12 protein-coding genes are annotated in these 16,334 nt (G+C 61.7%); 5 read left to right on the top strand and 7 right to left on the bottom strand.

All coding sequences use genetic code 11. The annotated features are described in order from the left end of the window. Window positions 1–4: 4 nt before the first annotated feature. Window positions 5–718 carry a 7-cyano-7-deazaguanine synthase QueC gene (queC, locus tag HDE75_RS22120; RefSeq protein WP_183680553.1) on the top strand — a complete coding sequence of 238 codons (714 nt, stop codon included), beginning with the start codon at window positions 5–7 and terminating at the stop codon, window positions 716–718. Window positions 719–980: 262 nt separating this feature from the next. Then, window positions 981–4,025 carry a CHASE domain-containing protein gene (locus tag HDE75_RS22115; protein WP_221291971.1) on the top strand — a complete coding sequence of 1,015 codons (3,045 nt, stop codon included), beginning with the start codon at window positions 981–983 and terminating at the stop codon, window positions 4,023–4,025. Between the two features lie 17 nt (window positions 4,026–4,042). On the opposite strand, the gene HDE75_RS22110 is transcribed toward HDE75_RS22115, so the two are convergent. Beyond that, window positions 4,043–4,405 (bottom strand): hypothetical protein, encoded by a 363-nt coding sequence (locus HDE75_RS22110; RefSeq protein ID WP_183680551.1) that lies wholly within the window; start codon window positions 4,403–4,405, stop codon window positions 4,043–4,045. A 209-nt stretch (window positions 4,406–4,614) separates the two neighbouring features. Between HDE75_RS22110 and HDE75_RS22105 the strand changes: the two genes are divergently transcribed. Then, window positions 4,615–4,851, top strand: coding sequence for a hypothetical protein (locus HDE75_RS22105; protein ID WP_183680549.1), 237 nt, complete (start codon window positions 4,615–4,617; stop codon window positions 4,849–4,851). A 73-nt stretch (window positions 4,852–4,924) separates the two neighbouring features. Here HDE75_RS22105 and HDE75_RS22100 read toward each other — a convergent pair whose 3' ends face one another. Beyond that, a complete protein-coding gene (locus HDE75_RS22100; protein WP_183680547.1) occupies window positions 4,925–5,554 on the bottom strand; it encodes an Npun_F0296 family exosortase-dependent surface protein in 630 nt (209 codons plus the stop codon). Between the two features lie 380 nt (window positions 5,555–5,934). On the opposite strand from HDE75_RS22100, the gene HDE75_RS22095 reads away from it, so the two are divergent. Then, a complete protein-coding gene (locus HDE75_RS22095; protein ID WP_183680545.1) occupies window positions 5,935–6,447 on the top strand; it encodes a hypothetical protein in 513 nt (170 codons plus the stop codon). Here the strand turns inward: HDE75_RS22095 and HDE75_RS22090 are convergent. The 5 genes from HDE75_RS22090 to HDE75_RS22070 form a co-directional block, all read right to left on the bottom strand. Beyond that, window positions 6,444–9,584, bottom strand: a complete 3,141-nt coding sequence (locus HDE75_RS22090; RefSeq protein WP_183680543.1) for an efflux RND transporter permease subunit — start codon at window positions 9,582–9,584, stop codon at window positions 6,444–6,446. The genes HDE75_RS22095 and HDE75_RS22090 overlap by 4 nt on opposite strands. Window positions 9,585–9,616: 32 nt before the next feature. Beyond that, window positions 9,617–10,825 (bottom strand): efflux RND transporter periplasmic adaptor subunit, encoded by a 1,209-nt coding sequence (locus tag HDE75_RS22085; RefSeq protein ID WP_183680541.1) that lies wholly within the window; start codon window positions 10,823–10,825, stop codon window positions 9,617–9,619. A gap of 11 nt (window positions 10,826–10,836) precedes the next feature. After that, window positions 10,837–12,069, bottom strand: a complete 1,233-nt coding sequence (locus HDE75_RS22080; RefSeq protein ID WP_183680539.1) for a TolC family protein — start codon at window positions 12,067–12,069, stop codon at window positions 10,837–10,839. A gap of 105 nt (window positions 12,070–12,174) precedes the next feature. Further along, window positions 12,175–12,528 (bottom strand): cation efflux protein, CzcI family, encoded by a 354-nt coding sequence (gene czcI / locus HDE75_RS22075; RefSeq protein WP_183680538.1) that lies wholly within the window; start codon window positions 12,526–12,528, stop codon window positions 12,175–12,177. Between the two features lie 28 nt (window positions 12,529–12,556). Next, on the bottom strand, window positions 12,557–14,110 hold the full coding sequence (locus HDE75_RS22070) for a C13 family peptidase (RefSeq protein ID WP_183680536.1): 1,554 nt from the start codon (window positions 14,108–14,110) through the stop codon (window positions 12,557–12,559). 196 nt (window positions 14,111–14,306) lie between these two features. On the opposite strand from HDE75_RS22070, the gene HDE75_RS22065 reads away from it, so the two are divergent. Next, window positions 14,307–16,250, top strand: coding sequence for a GAF domain-containing sensor histidine kinase (locus tag HDE75_RS22065; protein WP_183680534.1), 1,944 nt, complete (start codon window positions 14,307–14,309; stop codon window positions 16,248–16,250). Window positions 16,251–16,334 lie beyond the last annotated feature (84 nt).

Here is a 16,334-nt window from a genome sequence, read left to right as displayed (position 1 = left end):
GATTATGCTAGCAACCGACTCCGCACTGGTGCTCTTTAGCGGTGGGCAAGACTCCACCACCTGCCTGGCCTGGGCCTTGAAACACTATAGCCGCGTGGAAACCATCGGCTTTGACTATGGCCAGCGCCATGCGATCGAGCTGACCGTGCGTCCCGGCTTGCTGCAGCAGATGCGCGAGCAGTCGCCCGAGTGGAACAGCCGGCTTGGCGAAGACCATATGATAGACCTGTCGCTGATTTCCGCCATTTCCGATACGGCGATGACGCAGAATGTGGAAATCGTGATGCAGGCAAATGGCTTGCCGAATACTTTCGTGCCTGGCCGTAACCTGCTGTTCATGACGGTGGCGGCCACCGTGGCGTATCGCCGCGGCTTGACGGTGCTGGTCGGCGGCATGTGCGAGACGGATTTCTCCGGTTACCCGGATTGCCGCGACGACACGATGAAGGCGCTGCAAGTGGCGCTGAACCTGGGCATGGATACGCGGTTGAAGCTGGAAACGCCGCTGATGTGGCTAGACAAGGCGCAAAGCTGGGACCTGGCCGAAGACCTGGGCGGCCAGCCGCTGGTCGATCTGATCCGCAGCGGCACGCACACCTGCTATCTGGGCGAGCGCGGTGAACTGCATGACTGGGGTTATGGCTGCGGCACTTGCCCCGCCTGCGCGCTGCGCGCCAACGGTTATCAGCAATATGCGGCGCGCAAGGCTGTCAAGTAAGTAGTCTCTATCTTCTTGTAAAGGCCGGGTATAGCCCGGCCAACTACTGTGCGCACCGCTCCCGCAGCGCGATTCTTTGCTCCCGCGTTGTGCAGGATTATGTGGTCTTTTTGATACATATGGCGTGGTTGCCAGCCCGCCGTCTGTAACGTAGTATCATTTTTATCGGCGACTGATGGTCGTTGCCGATGAGGCTGCAAGCCGCAGCCAGGCTCGCCGCAGCCCCAGATTGCCGAGCTATCGACTGTTTTTCCTGGCCCTCATGCATACACGCACGTTTTCGTCGTGGTTCTCCAAGCCGGTGTCGGACTGGGTGGGGCCGCGCCTGCTGGCCGCACTGGTATTTCTCCTGTGCCTGGGACTCACGTACGGCGCCTGGCGCAATGCCAGCGAAGTGAGCCGGCAGCAAGTGCAAGCCGATTTCGATTTTCGCGTGCGTGAGCTGGCGGGCAATATCGCTGGCCGGATGCAGACCTATATCCAGGTGCTGCACGGCGTGCAGGGTTTGTACGCCAGCTCGCAGGAAGTCACGCGTGAAGAATTCCATACTTACCTTGCGCAGCAGCAGGTAGACCTGCATTTTCCCGGCATCCACGGCATCGGCTATCTGCCGCTGGTGAACGGGTCGGCGCGCGCCCGGCATGAAGCGCAGATGCGCGCCGAAGGCTACCCTGACTATGTCATCCATCCGCCCGGCGAGCGTTCCGCGCACGCGCCAGTTACCTATCTGGAACCTGTCAGCGACAGCAATTTGCTGGCGTTTGGTTATGACATCCTGTCCGAGCCGGTGCGGCGTGCGGCGCTGGAGCAGGCGCGCGACACGGGGCAGGCGGCCATGACGGGCAAGATCCACCTGGTACAGGATGGCTATCACAAGGAGGTCTCCGGTTTCCTGATCATCTTGCCTGTGTATGCCCATGGCCTGGCGCTTGCCGACGTGCAGCAGCGCCGCAGCGCCTTGCGGGCCTGGGTATTTGCGCCATTCCGCATGCACGATCTGATGGCGGGCGTGGGTGGTGAAGCGTCGCGCCTGCTGGACCTGGAAATCTACGATGGCCCGCAGCTTGCCGACGCAGCGCTGATGTACGACAGTCTGCCGGGAACGCTGTCGGCGCAGGCGTCCGGCACGCTGGTATCGACGCGCCTGATCACCATTGCCGGCCATGCCTGGACTTTGCGCGTGCGGGCCATGCCCGGCTTCGGCGGCGATGAGCTGGCCCGGCCGCGCGCGGTGGCGGCGGCTGGTGTAATGATCAGCTTGCTGCTGGCGCTATCCACCTGGCTGCTGGCGGCCAGCCGGTCGCGGGCCAGGCTGGCGCTGGCCCGCGCCAGCGAGATGGCGGTGCAGCTGGCGCAGGGCCAGGCCAGCGTGCTGGCGATGGCGGAAGCGGCGCAGCGCAGCCAGGCGATGCTGCGCAATATCCTCGATGCCACCATCGACGGTATCCTGGTCGATAACCTGGCGGGCCACATTTTTACATCGAACCGGCGCTTTCGCGACTTGTGGCAGGTACCCGATGCGCTCGACTGGCAGGCGGACGGCGAGGCACTGGTGCGCCATGTGGAAGGGCAGCTGGAGCAGGCCGCGCCTTTCCTGGGCGCGCGTAGCGATGCGCCGCAGGGACACCGTGAGCGGCGCGACGTGCTGCACCTGCGTGATGGCAGGGTGATCGAACAATATGTGCGCAGCATGCAGCTCGGTAATGACCGTGCGCGGCTGTGGACTTTCCGCGATATCAGCGAGCGCAACCAGCTGGAGCGGCGCGAAACGACGCGGCGCCAGGTACTGGAAATGCTGGCCACGGGCGCGCCGCTGGAAAGGTTGCTGGAGAGCGTGGTGCTGGGCGTGCAGGCTGATCATCCGGCCATGCTGTGCAGCATCTTGCTGCTCGATGATAGCCGCCACCGCCTGGTGCTGGGCGCTGCGCCCAGCCTGCCGGCTTTTTTCAACCTGTCCAGCCATGGGCATGACCTCGATACTCTGATCGGCGTGCATGGTATCGCGGCGCAAGCCGTACGCAGCGGCCAGCGTATTGCCGTGGGCAACTTGCAGGCCGATGGCGGGCCCCCGGGCGCGATGGAGCTGGCCTGGCGCGCCCGCTTGCAGTCGTGCTGGGCCGAGCCCGTGCGCAGTGGTTCGGGCAAGGTGCTGGGCGTGCTGATGGCCTACCATCGCCAGCCCATGTTGCCCGGCGCCACCCATCTGGCGCGCCTGGGCGAGGCGGCGCATCTGGCCGGCATGGCGATCGAGCAAGCCCATGTGGCAATGGCCCTGCGCGCGGGAGAAGCGCGTTTCCGCAGCCTGTACGACCATGCGCCGGTGGCCTTGTGGGAACAGGACTGGTCGGCCGTGCGCGATGCGCTCGATACCCTGCTGCAGTCGGGCGTAGGCGATCTGGCCGCGTATTGGCAAGCCCATCCGGGCGAACTGAAACGCCTGGCTGGCCTGGTGCGCATCATCGATGCGAATGGCGCCGCGCTGGCACAAGTGCGCGCCAATCTGGACGACCAGCGGCGCGGGGCACTGAGCCTGGCGCAAAATTTCGATGACGACGCGATGAGCTGCTTTGGCGATGCCTTGCTGGCGCTGTCCGGCGGCGCCCATCTGTTTGAATGCGAAGGCAGTTTTGTGCGCCTCGATGGCGCGGTGCGGCAAAATGAATTGAGCTTGCTGGTGATGCCGGGCCATGTCGATAGCCTGGACTTCGTGATGGTGTCGTCGCTGGACATTACCGAGCGCAAGCGGATGAATGCGGAATTGCTGCAACTGGCCACCACCGACTTTCTGACCGGTTTGCCGAACCGGCGTCACTTCATGGCGGCGCTGGAAAATGAGCATGCCAGGCTGCAGCGCGAACTGGCCAGTTGTGCCACGGTGCTGATGCTTGATCTCGACCATTTCAAACGGGTCAACGACGAACATGGCCACGCGGTGGGCGACGCCGTGCTGCGCCACCTGGGAACGCTCATGTGCCAGGAGCTGCGCAAGGTCGACGTGCCTGGCCGGGTGGGTGGTGAAGAGTTCGCCATTTTGCTGCCCGGCACTGACCTGGCGGCGGCCGCCGTGTTTGCAGAGCGCTTGCGCCGCCGCGTGGCCGACGGCGTCTTGACGACCGATGGTGGCGTGCGCATCAACAGCACGGTCAGCATTGGCATGGCGGCAATGGCGGGCACGGATGCCGATTGCGACGCGGTGCTGGCGCGGGCCGATGAAGCCCTGTACCGCGCCAAGCGGGGTGGGCGCAACCGGATAGAACAGAACGATGGTGGCGCCGACGGCGTGCTGAGCCAGTTCATGACCCGCTAGGCGCCGGCGTAGGGGCTTTAGTTGGATTTGCTGTGCTTGCGGTTACGGCTGACCAGAACCCAGATGATGGCGATAGGAATCAGCAGCGGCACCATGAACGGTGCGCTGAAGAGCAGTCCCAGCGCGATACAGCCTGCCACGATGGCGACCATCAGCACCCCCACCCCGGCCATCACCAGGCCCACCATCACCGCAGCGCAGATTATCGCGACCAGGGCGATCAGCAAGCCGCCGCCAGCGAAAATCATGCCAAACAGAAACTCCAGCGGGCCATCGACGTCATTGCCATTGATTTCCATCGTCATGTTGTTGCCGCTAATCTTGTCGAGGAGCAGACAAGCAAGGATGACGATAAAGACGAAGGTGAGAATTTTTTTCATGGCAGGCCTCAGTGGGTAGTGTTCTTGTGTAGCATGGTCACACTGTAATGGCCCACCGTCATGGCTGCCAGCGGCGTGCGACAGACGGTCATTTTCGCGGTATGGAAAGCGGACTGGCCTGCTTGTCCTGTTGATCAACAAGATTTCTTTTCTTGAAATATACGTCAGCCGTCCTATACTGAATACCTCAGTCTAGCAAGGAGGGCAACATGCTTTTGTTTGCAGATACCGGGGATCAATCGTTATCCCTGCATGACCATGATACTACGCGCCAACGTAGCGCCCAGCAGTCCTTCGCCGAGCCCGTCGGTGCGCCATCGGCCATCCCGCCGATCATCATCAATCCCTACAATTACCACGTGCCGCTGCCAGCCATTGATCCGCGCTGGATACCTCCCGGCCCGCCGCTGACCTGGCCTGCGCATCCTGCCATGCACATGTGCTAGCTTCATTGCTGGTCCTTTTGGTTGGCGTTAACAAAGCCCGCATTGCGGGCTTTGTGCGTGACAGCAGAAGATGTCAGCTCTTGCGGCGCAGCATGAAACCCATCATGCCCAGACCGGCCAGCAGCATGCCATAAGTTTCCGGTTCCGGTACGGCGCTGATGAAGGCGTGATTGTCCGTCTCGAAAGCGTTTTGGCCAGAAGCAAAGGCGATCGAGGTGATCTTCGATCCTGCGCCGGCAAAGGCATTCACGTACAGGCCGACCGCCTGGTTACCATTGGGCAAATCACCGGCCAGGGTGGCTAGTTGTGTGCCCGTCAAGGTAGTGCTGGTGTGGTCGGCAAAGGTGTAGGTGACGCTATTGTAGGTGTCCGGCGAGCCCATATAAAACCCGAAATAGCTGAGGCCACCGTTAAAGGTCGCGGTCACGGGGGTGTGCTGATCGGAAGAAATACCGGCCGACAGATACAAGCTGGTGTCGCCGGGGGGCGCGGCATGGTTGCCGTCCGTTCCCGTAAACAGCGAGCCATCCGTGTAGTTGGCGGGCAGGATGCCGCTGTTGAAGTCGATGGTGGTGGCGCCCGCAACGGACGACACCAATCCTTGACCGGCGACAGTGGTGCCGCCCGCCGTAAAGACAGGAACGGCACTGGCCGTTCCAGCGACGGCCAGCGTGGCGAAAGCCATGGTAGCGAGTAGTTTCATTTTTATTCCCTCTAGTTGATATGTACGCTGCTTTTTTCACGGGAGATGCCTGGTGCTGGTGGACATGCAGACCGTGCGGCGTACGGGGTCGAGGGGCGTCGCGGGTTGATGGTTGCTTGCAATCAAGCATTATTAAATGCAATATTTGAATTCAAAAAACACAACTATATTGCGATGTAATAATAGGTTGTATTGAGAAATATCAAAGCCGTATTATTAGAATTTGCCTACTAAATTGATAGCTTGCATTTCTGCTGAGTTCGCCTATAGGGCGATGCCATGGCCATCGTCTTTGCCGCGCGGAACAGGCGCAAAGAAGGCCATCATGCAACGGCGTTTTCGACTATCATGCTAGCCCCAACCATCGAACGAGCATCGCCATGAGCACCGAGTTTTCCACCTTCCCCGACCCCGCTTCCGAACCAGACAATGACGCCCCGATCCAGGAGCCGCGCCTGTGGGTGGGCAATGGCTGGACAGCCCGTGTGATCAAGAATGAGGAAGATGAAGGCTGGGCCGTGGCCATGATCAAGGATGGCGAACCTGAACCGGCCCTGGTGGGGCCGTGGACCATGGGCCGCGACAAGAAAAATCCGAAGCCGCTCGACGTCAACGCCTTCAATACGCTGGTCAAGACGGCGTCGGAAGTGCTGCGCCGCCATGAGCAGCAGCTGCACGCGCAATTACACAAGAGCCTGTATGTGGCCACCGACGACGGCCAGGTCAAGGTGATGTTCGACATCGTGCCCGACGAAGACCACCCCTATGCCGAACTGAGCGCCTACGACGCCGATGGCGAGCAGATTGCCAAGGTACGTACCTCGGCCGCCTTCAAATTCAACGCCACGGCAGCGGCTAACTGGATCGAAGGCGGCTACAGGAAACCTAACTAAGTTTCTTTGCCTTGCTTGCGATAAGCCAGCCGGTACAGCAGCGGCAGCACCAGCAAGGTCAGCACGGTAGATGACAATATGCCGCCGATCACCACGGTGGCCAGCGGGCGCTGTACTTCGGCGCCCGTGCCAGTGGCGATCGCCATCGGCACGAAGCCCAGCGAGGCCACCAGCGCCGTCATCAGTACGGGGCGCAGGCGGGTGATCGCCCCTTCGCGGATGGCATCTTGCAAGCCCAGCCCCTGTTCACGCAACTGGCGGATAAAGGCGATCATCACCAGGCCATTGAGCACGGCCACGCCCGACAGTGCAATAAAGCCCACTGCCGCCGAGATCGACATGGGGATATCGCGCAGCCACAGCGCGATAATGCCGCCCGTCAAGGCGAACGGGATACCGCTAAACACCAGCAAGCCATCCTTCACATTGCCAAACATGGCAAACAGCAAGACAAACACCAGGCCCAGCGCCACCGGCACCACCAGTTGCAGCCGTTTTGTGGCCGACTGCAATTGCTCGAACTGGCCGCCCCAGCTGGTCCAGTAGCCGGCTGGAATCTTCACCTGCGCCTGCAGTTGCTGTTCCGCTTCGGCAACAAACGAGCCGATATCGCGCCCGCGCACATTGGCGCTGATGACGATGCGGCGCTTGCCATCTTCGCGGCTGATCTGGTTCGGCCCGGGCGCCATCTGCAGGCTGGCCACTTCGCCCAGTGGAATAAAGCGCGCGCGTGCTTCCGTGCTGGTTTCCTGGGGCAGGGCGATCGGCAATCGCTGCAATTGCTCCAGGTCGCTGCGCAGGTTTTCCGGCAGGCGCACCACGATATCGAAACGCCGGTCGCCCTGGAATACGGTGCCCGCTTCCTGGCCGCCGATGGCCGTCGCAATCGCCGATTGCACGTCTGCAATGTTGAGCCCGTAGCGCGCCGTCTGCTCGCGGTCGATCTGCACCGTCAGCATGGGCAGCCCCGTGGTTTGCTCCACTTTCACTTCAGCCGCACCGGAAATGCCACCCAGCACGCTGGCGATCTTCGCCGCCGTGCTGTCGAGTATCGCCATATCGTCGCCAAACAGTTTCACGGCCACGTCGCTGCGCACACCGGAAATGAGTTCATTGAAACGCAGCTGTATCGGTTGCGAAAACTCGTAGTTATTGCCCGGCAGACTGTTGGCCGTGGCTTCGATTTCTGCCAGCAATTGCTCACGCGACTTTTTCGGCTGCGGCCACTGCTCACGCGGCTTGAGCATGATGTAGCCATCGGAAATATTCGGCGGCATCGGGTCCGAGGCGATTTCGGCTGTCCCCGTGCGGGCAAACACGCGGGCGATTTCCTTGTGATTCGCCATCAGCTTCGTTTCCAGCTGCTGCTGCATGGCCAGCGATTGCGTGAGGCTGGTACCGGGAATGCGCAAGGCCTGGATGGCGATATCGCCCTCGTTCAGGCTGGGCACGAATTCGCTGCCCATGCGCGTGGCCAGCAAGCCCGACAGCAGTACGGCGACGGTAGCAAACGTCAGTACCACCGGCGTGTTGGCCATCACCTTGTCCAGCGCCGGTGCATACCAGCGTTTGGCGGCACGCATCAGGGCGTTTTCCTTTTCCGCCACTTTCTTGCCGATGAACAATGCCACGGCGGCGGGAATGAAAGTAATCGACAGCAACATGGCGCCCAGCAGGGCGATGACCACCGTCAGGGCCATCGGCGTAAACATGCGTCCTTCCACACCCGTCAGTGCGAAAATGGGCAGGTAAACCACCATGATGATCAGCTGGCCATACAGCAGCGGACGGCGCGCTTCCTGCGAGGCCGCAAACACTTCATGAAAGCGTTCCTGCAAGGTCAGGGGACGGCCATGTTTTTCTTGCGCGTGAGCAAGACGGCGCACGCAGTTTTCCACGATCACCACGGCGCCATCGATGATGATGCCGAAGTCCAGCGCGCCCAAACTCATCAGGTTGGCGCTGACGTGGTATTGCACCATGCCCGTAAACGTGAACAGCATGGCCAGCGGTATCACCATGGCCGTGATGACGGCGGCGCGGATATTGCCCAGGAAAAGGAACAACACGGCGATCACCAGCACCGCGCCTTCCAGCAGGTTTTTCTTCACCGTATTGATGGCCTTGTCGACCAGTACCGTGCGGTCATACACGGTGACGGCATGCACGCCCGCGGGCAAGCTGCGGTTGATTTCCACCATCTTTTTATCCACCGCCTGCGAGACGGCGCGGCTGTTTTCGCCGATCAGCATAAAGACCGTGCCCAGCACCACTTCGCGGCCGTTTTCCGTGGCGGCGCCCGTGCGCAGTTCGCGTCCGATCAGCACTTCGGCCACGTCGCGGATGCGGATCGCCACGCCTTGCACATTGGCCACCACGATATTGCCGATATCGCTTTTCGACGCCACTTGCCCCGGCGCCCGTATCAGCAATTGCTCGCCCTTGCGCTCGATATAGCCGGCGCCCACATTGCTGTTATTGCGTTCGAGCGCCGTCACCAGCTCTTGCAGGCTGATGCCGTAGGCAGCCAGTTTTTCCGGGCTGGGCGCCACCTGGTATTGCTTGGCATAACCGCCGATGGCATTGATTTCCGTCACACCCGTGACATTGCGCAATTGCGGCTTGATGATCCAGTCCTGGATTTCGCGCAAGTCCGTCGGCGTGTAGGTCGTGCCATCCGGCTTTTTCGCGCCGGGCTCGGTTTCCACCGTCCACAGATAGATTTCACCGAGGCCGGTGGAGACGGGACCCATCTTCGGCGTGATGCCGGAGGGCAAGCTTTCCCTGGCTTCTTGCAGGCGTTCATTGATCATCTGGCGCGCGAAATAGATATTCGTGCCATCTTTAAAAATCACCGTGATTTGCGACAGCCCGTAGCGCGACAGCGAACGGGTCTGTTCCAGGTTAGGCAAGCCGGCCATGGCCGTCTCGATAGGGAAGGTAATGCGCTGCTCGGTTTCCAGCGGTGAATAGCCGCTGGCCTGGGTATTGATTTGCACCTGTACATTGGTGATATCGGGCACGGCGTCGATGGGCAGCTTTTGATAGCTGTAAATACCCAGGCCAGCCATGGCGGCCACGGCCAGCATCACCAGCCAGCGCTGCGCGATGGCGAAGCGTATCAAGCGTTCAAACATGATGGTTTCCTCGTTTTAACTTGACGATGTTTTTAATGTTCATGACCGGCGGCATCCTTGCCCAGCTCGGACTTCAAGACAAAGCTGCCTTGCGCCGCGTACGGCGTGCCGGTGGAGAGACCCTGGGTGATTTCCGTCAGCTTGCCGTCGCTGCGTCCCAGCTTCACGGGGGTGGCCTGGAAACCTTGCTTGATCTGGACGAACACCGTGGGCTTGTCTTCCACGCTCTGGATCGCCTCGCTCGCTATCGTGACGGCCGCGTCCGCTTCGCCAGACACCACCGCCACCGTCACGAACAGGCCGGGGCGCCAGGCCATGTCCGGGTTGGACAGGGTGATGCGGGCCTTGGCCGTGCGCGTCTGTTCGCCGATCAGCGCGCCGACATAGGTGATGACGCCTTTCGCGCTGGCGTCGAAGGCCGACGCCTTCACTTCAGCCTTGCCGCCCACGCGCACGGTGGCCAGGTCTTTGGCCGGCACGGCGATTTCCGCCCACACGCTGGACAGGTCGGAAATGACGAAGATATTCGCGTCTTCCTTGACTGCTTCACCGAGCGCAATATGCTTTTCCAGCACCATGCCATCGAACGGTGCGCGGATTTCATAGCGGTTCAGCGGCCCCTTGCCGCCGCCCGTGGCGCCCAGCGCATTGAGTTTCTGGCCCGCATTCTGCACGGCAATTTCCGCTTCGCGCCACGCTTGCTGCGCCTGCAGATAATCCTGCTCGGCCGAGATCTTTTCATGCCACAGTTTTTCTTCGCGCTCGTAGGTGGAGCGGGCCAGCGACAAACGCCGCTGCGCCGATAGCAAGCTGCTGCGCTGTTCCGACAATTCCGTGCTGGCGATCACCGCCAGTACCTGTCCCTTCTTCACCAACTGCCCCAAGTCAGCCTGCACGGCTTCCACCACGCCAGCCAGACGCGGCACGACATGGGCCGTACGGTCTTCATTGAAACGGATTTCTCCGGGCAGCGATACGGTAGTCTTGATGCGCGCCGGGCCCGCTTCGGCGATAGTCACGCCGGCCGCCTGGATTTGCGCAGCAGTCAATTCGAGCCTGCCTTCCACCTCTTCGTGGCCGTGGCCGTGATCATCTTTCTTGGCCGCTTGTTCCTGCGCTTTGGGGGCCGGCGGTGTTTCTTTGCTACCGCCTGTTCCCAGTATCAAGGCGCCCAGCACGATGCCGGCTGCGGCGATGGCGGCGATGGCAATGGTTTGTTTTTTATTGAGATTTGTCTTCATGAATGTGTTCCTTAAAGGGCGGGCGCGCCGAGCAGGCGTTCAATTTCGGCGGCGGCCTGTTGCGCTTCAGTCAGGGCGCGCAGGGTCTGGTTTTTGGCTTGCAGCAAGGTGCGTTGGGCGTCGAGCACATCGAGAAAGGCGAATTTGCCAAACTCGAAACCCTTGGTTGCCGCGTCATAGGCGCTTTGTGCGCCGGGCAAGATGTCGCGGCGCAAGCTTTCCACGTCGAGCCGGGCCGTGGACAGGCGCTCGCGGGCATCGGCCAGCGCCGTCTGCACATCCAGGGTGGTGGCCGCTACCTCATCGCTGGCCTTGTCGCTGCGGCGCAGGGCTTCCAGTTTATTGCCTGCATTGCGGTCAAACAGCGGCAGCGGCACGGACAAGCCGATAATCGCCTGGCTGCGTCCCAGCTCTTCCGAGCGCTTCATGCCTACGCTGACAGTGATATCGGGCGTGGCCCGGCGCTGTTCCACGTCGAGCATGGCTTGGCGCTGCGCCAAGGTACTGCGCGCCTGGCGCAGGGCAGGCGCGTGCTGCAGGCGCGTCGCCAGTTCGCTGCTGGCTGGCAAGGGCGGCAAGTCGTCCAGCCGGCCTTCGGCTACGCTGAAGCGGGGCGCGGGATTGCCCCACAGGGCGGCCAGACGCTTGCGGGCGCTAGCCAGCGCGCCGCGCGCCAGATTCAGCTCCAGCCTGACGCTCGCTTCGGCCACGCGGGCGCGCGTTTCCTCGACAGGGGAAGCCTTGCCGGCCGTGACCCGGCGCGCCGTGATGTCGCTGGCGCGGGCGGCCAGCGCTTGCGCACTATCGGCCAGCCGCAAGCCTTCCTGGGCGGCCAGCACGTCGATAAAGGCTTTTGTGACAGCCGCGCGCGTATCGGCCTGCTGCATCGCCAGCGCAGCCTCGGCCACCTCCTGCCCCCGCTGCGCCACCTGGGTGCGGGCGCCACGCTTGCCACCGAGTTCGATCAGCTGGTTCAGCTGCACGGTGGTACTGCGCGTAGCCCGGCGGGTATCTTCGACCAGGGTTTGCAGTTCGGGATTGGGCAAGGTTTGCGCCTGTTGCAGGGCGCCGCCCTGGGCTTGCAGTTCATGGCGGGCGGCCGACAGGGTGGGATTGTTGCCGACCGCCAAGGCTTGCGCGGCCGCCAAGGTCAGTGGTACTGCGGGTTCTTGCGCAGCTTCTTGCGCATGCACATGCGCGCCGGCAAGCAAGCCGGCGGCCAGTAAAAAAATAGTCCGGTACATCGAATTCTCCAGATAACAGCAAAGGAATTCGACGGGACGCGCATAGCCCTACTACGCTGTATCAGCGTGGTTTGCTGGCGCCAGAGTGAAGGATGTCCCGTCGGTCTAGGCGACCGGAGACCAGTCGGGCCGCTTGGGTCCGTCCGGGATATGCGAGATGTAGAGGGGAGATGCGCTGGCGATGGCCTTCGAAGCCGTGTCCAGCACGGGCATGCTGGTGCTGGCGGGCAGCCAGGCGTGGCCGATGCCATGGCAGACATTGCAGTCGCTATGCGGCTGGCCCTTGGCTTGTTTGTCCGCCGATGCCTGCTTGTCTGCCTCCGCTTTGTGTTGGTGGCTATGATGGCCCAGATGCTGGGCCGCCTTGCCTTCTTCATGTTGGCAATAGGCGCTCGCCGCTGCCCAGGACATCTGGAGCGGAAGCACGAACAGCAGCAGGAGCAGGAAGAATTTTTTCATCGGTGAGCGTATTGTACCCAAGTTCGCGCTAGCGCAGCTGTGCGCGCCACGCTTGCAATTGCGCTTCGATGGCCTTGCCCCGGTAGATCTGCGGTTCGGAATGGTCTTCCGGCGCCACCACGCCATTTTCCTGGAATTCCGTTTCTTCGCGCGCGTTGACCAGCACCCTGGCCTTGTCGAACGCTTCGCCAAAGCTGGCGCTGTGGGGCAGGGCATCCTTGAAATACGCTTCGCTGAAGTAGGTGAATTCGTTCTGGTCGTCGCAGCCGAACGAGGTGCGGTCGCGCCGCGCCGCCGTGATCACCAGGGTATGGTCATCCTTCAGGGCATCGATGAAGCCGCCCGCATAGCAGGCCGACACCAGCACCACTTTCCAGCGGATGCCGGTCTTTTTCAGCATGTCCGCCAGCTCTTGTGCGGGCAGGCTGCGCAAGTCCATGCCATTTTGCGCCAGCGACAGTTCATGTTCGGGCGAACCATGGCTGGTGAGGAAGAGGAACAAAATATCGTTGTTCTTGTCCATCTTGCCGGCGATGGCGTCCAGGCTGGACCGGATGCTGGTGATGGTGGCCATCGGCTGCTTGGCCACCGTGTTGCGGCTGTTGACCAGCATCAGGGAGCGGCCTGCCGTGCCGTAATCGCGGTCGAACTGGCGCTGCACATAATTGGTTTCGCGGTGGAAGACTTCCTGCGAACCGTCGCCTGCCACGCCCAGCAGATACAGATTGATTTTTTTCGCCGGATCGCGCGCTTTCAGCTTGCCCAGCGCCTGCTCGAGCAAGCTGTGCTGGCTATACAGGGCCAGTTCCACATTGTCGCGCGTGAGACGGTCGCCGGCCGGGTCGTCGAGCTGGCCTTCGGTCCAGTTGCCGCTGTCTTCCTTGCGGCCATCGGCTTGCGCCGTGGCGTAGCGCAGCACGCCCTTGCCATCGAATACGCCATTTTTGAAGCCGCCCCGGTATTCATCGCCATCGGCCGTGCGCAGCAAGCCTGTACCTTCGAATTTCCAGTCTTTCAGCGGCCCTTCGTAATGGATGCCGTCTTTGGTGGTGACGGTGACCTTGCCCAGCGGCTGGCCTTGCACGAACTGGCCTTCGAAGACGGTGCCGTCGGTGTCGGTGAGTTTGCCTGCGCCATGCGGTCTCCAGTTCTTGAAGGTGCCCACGAAGCTGCCGCCATCGGCGCTCTCGAAACTGCCGCTGCCCTCGAAACTGCCCTTGCTGAAGCTGCCCGTATAGACCTCTCCCTTGGGCGAGGTGTAGCGCCCCTCGCCATCGAAGGCGCCCTGCAGGAAGGCGCCCACATAGTCCACGCCCGAGCTTTGCCGTAAATGGCCCTGGCCGGAAAACACGCCCCGTTCGAATCCGCCTTCATAGTAGGCGCCGCTGGCGTATTCCAGCCGGCCCTGGCCTTGCATCTTGCCGTCGACCAGCGGACCGAAATAGCGTCCGCCATCGGCCGTTTCTGCCGCAGGCGGGCGGGCCGGCGGCGCTGCGCACAGCGGCGGCATGCCCAAGGCGGCAAACAGCAGCAAGCCGGCGAGGGTGTAAGGGCGGAGCGAAGAGCGGCGCGGTGCGGTCATGGGGGAAGGAAGTGGGGCTGGTCGTTAGAGGGTGCCTAGTCTGCCACTGTCTGGCCTGGCTGGCAAATGTGTGCGCATAGTAATTGTCAGGACTTGCCTTTTAGTGGTGCCAAGCGGGAATTGAACTGCTACTATGCGCTCAATATGTGTACATAAAGCAATATAAGCAGGCAAACAAGTCAGTACAAGGATCAGCATGGAAAGCCGTCTCAGCCGCCTCGAAGCCGTTCAAACTGTTTTGCTGGAAATCGGGCAGCGCTCCAGCACGTGCAGCGATATCTCAGAATTCCTGCAAGCCGTGCACGCGGCGCTGGGACGCATCATGTATGCGGCCAATTTTTATGTGGCCTTGAGCGACCATGACGATGGCCTGGTGCGCTTTCCGTATTTTGTCGACGAATTCGACGCCTCGCCGTTGCCGGATGCCGGCGTGCGCCTGGCCAGCGCCGCGCAGTCGCCCACGGCATGGGTGATCGTGAACCGCAAGCAACTGGTGATGTCGGCCGGCGACGAAGCCATGCGCGCCATCGATGGCGGCTCCTGGGGTGGTGGCACGGCCGCCGAGCACTGGATAGGCTGTCCGCTGCTGGACCAGCAGCACCAGGCGCTGGGCGCCATCGTGATCCAGAGTTATACCGCCGAGCACCGTTTCAGCGATGAAGACCAGGCCCTGTTTGCGCTGATCGCGACCCATGTGTCGAGCGCGCTGCAAGGCATGCAAAGCATGGACCGGCTGGAAAAAGCGGTGCAGGAGCGCACGGCCCTGCTGGCGCATGAAGTGGCTGAACGGCGGCGCGCGGAAAACCTGCAGCATGCGCTGTATGAAATCGCGAATCTATCGGCGCAGGCCTCGGACGCCGGCACCCTGTATGCACGCCTGCATCTCATCATCAGCGAACTGGTGACGGCGAAAAACTTCCTGATCGCCTTGTATCACCCGGACAGCAAGGACATCACGATTCCGTATTTTGTCGATGAAAAAGATGCGCAGGCGCCTGTCAAGCGCTTCCATTACGGCATCGGCATGAGTTCCTATATCCTGGCGCGCCGCCAAGCTTGCCTGTTGGATGCAGACAGCTATGCAGCACTGGTGGCCAGCGGCGAGATGAATGAACCCTTGGGCAATGTGGGCATCGCCAGCTGGATGGGCGCGCCCATGCTGCTGGGCGAGCGTGCTTATGGCGTGATCATCGTGCAAAGCTATGACGCCTCCGTCGTGTATGGCCAGGCCGAACTGGACGTGCTGGCCTTTATGGCCAGCCACGTGGCGGTGGCGATTGCGCGCATGCAAGCTGACGTGGCCATGCGCCAGGCCAAGGAAGCGCTGGAAGAACAGAATGCCGCGCTGAACAGCGCCTTGAGCGCACTCAAGGAAGCGCAATCGGAACTGGTGCGCCAGGAAAAACTTGCTTCGCTGGGCCGTCTGGTGGCCGGTGTCGCCCATGAAATCAATACCCCGCTGGGCATCTGCGTGACGGCTACCAGCCATCTGGTGCAAGAGCTGAAACTGACGCGTGAAGACCTGGCGGCCGGCCAGCTTGATGAAGATGGCTTGCAGCAATTTTTTGGCATCATCGACCAGACCCTGCGCATCATGACCACCAATACCCAGCGCGCGGCCGCGCTGGTGCGCAGCTTTAAACAGGTGGCGGTGGACCAGTCGTCGGACGAGCTGCGCAGTTTTAACTTGCGCAAATATCTCGATGAAGTGCTGCTGTCGCTGCAGCCCAAGCTGAAAGGCAAGCCCGTGACGGTGGAGATCGATTGCGCTACCGAGTTGCACTTGCGCAGCTATCCGGGCGCCGTCTCGCAAATCGTCACCAATATGGTGGTCAATTCACTGGTACATGGTTTTGCGGAAGGCGAACCGGGCAAGATCACGCTCAGCGCCCGGAGCGAGGGCGACATGCTGGCGCTCGATTACAGCGACGACGGCCTGGGCATGGACAGCGCTACCCTTGGCCAGCTGTTCGATCCCTTCTTCACGACCAAAAGGGGTTCCGGCGGCAGCGGCCTGGGCGCGCACATCCTGTACAACCTGGTGACGGGTCCGCTGGGCGGCACGGTAAAAGTCGTCAGCGCACCGGGGATGGGCTTGCACTACAAGATCAGATTTCCTTTAGAACCCAAGAGTGCTTGAAATTTTGGAGCCTGAACAGCGGGCCGGAGACGCGGGCCTGAGATGTGGGCCAGAGACAGTGCCGATGGCAGCGTTGCAGCTTCC

The sequence above is a fragment of the Janthinobacterium silvisoli genome, from assembly GCF_014200725.1.
Taxonomy (GTDB): domain Bacteria; phylum Pseudomonadota; class Gammaproteobacteria; order Burkholderiales; family Burkholderiaceae_D; genus Janthinobacterium.
Note: the sequence above shows the minus strand (reverse complement) of the source record. Positions and strands in the feature narration are given on the sequence as shown.

What these genes read in the sequence shown, in the direction of transcription:
- queC (WP_183680553.1), top strand. Translation starts at nt 5, where the DNA reads ATGCTAGCAACCGACTCCGCACTGGTGCTCTTTAGCGGTGGGCAAGAC.
- HDE75_RS22115 (WP_221291971.1), top strand. Translation starts at nt 981, where the DNA reads ATGCATACACGCACGTTTTCGTCGTGGTTCTCCAAGCCGGTGTCGGAC.
- HDE75_RS22110 (WP_183680551.1), bottom strand. Translation starts at nt 4,405, where the DNA reads ATGAAAAAAATTCTCACCTTCGTCTTTATCGTCATCCTTGCTTGTCTG.
- HDE75_RS22105 (WP_183680549.1), top strand. Translation starts at nt 4,615, where the DNA reads ATGCTTTTGTTTGCAGATACCGGGGATCAATCGTTATCCCTGCATGAC.
- HDE75_RS22100 (WP_183680547.1), bottom strand. Translation starts at nt 5,554, where the DNA reads ATGAAACTACTCGCTACCATGGCTTTCGCCACGCTGGCCGTCGCTGGA.
- HDE75_RS22095 (WP_183680545.1), top strand. Translation starts at nt 5,935, where the DNA reads ATGAGCACCGAGTTTTCCACCTTCCCCGACCCCGCTTCCGAACCAGAC.
- HDE75_RS22090 (WP_183680543.1), bottom strand. Translation starts at nt 9,584, where the DNA reads ATGTTTGAACGCTTGATACGCTTCGCCATCGCGCAGCGCTGGCTGGTG.
- HDE75_RS22085 (WP_183680541.1), bottom strand. Translation starts at nt 10,825, where the DNA reads ATGAAGACAAATCTCAATAAAAAACAAACCATTGCCATCGCCGCCATC.
- HDE75_RS22080 (WP_183680539.1), bottom strand. Translation starts at nt 12,069, where the DNA reads ATGTACCGGACTATTTTTTTACTGGCCGCCGGCTTGCTTGCCGGCGCG.
- czcI (WP_183680538.1), bottom strand. Translation starts at nt 12,528, where the DNA reads ATGAAAAAATTCTTCCTGCTCCTGCTGCTGTTCGTGCTTCCGCTCCAG.
- HDE75_RS22070 (WP_183680536.1), bottom strand. Translation starts at nt 14,110, where the DNA reads ATGACCGCACCGCGCCGCTCTTCGCTCCGCCCTTACACCCTCGCCGGC.
- HDE75_RS22065 (WP_183680534.1), top strand. Translation starts at nt 14,307, where the DNA reads ATGGAAAGCCGTCTCAGCCGCCTCGAAGCCGTTCAAACTGTTTTGCTG.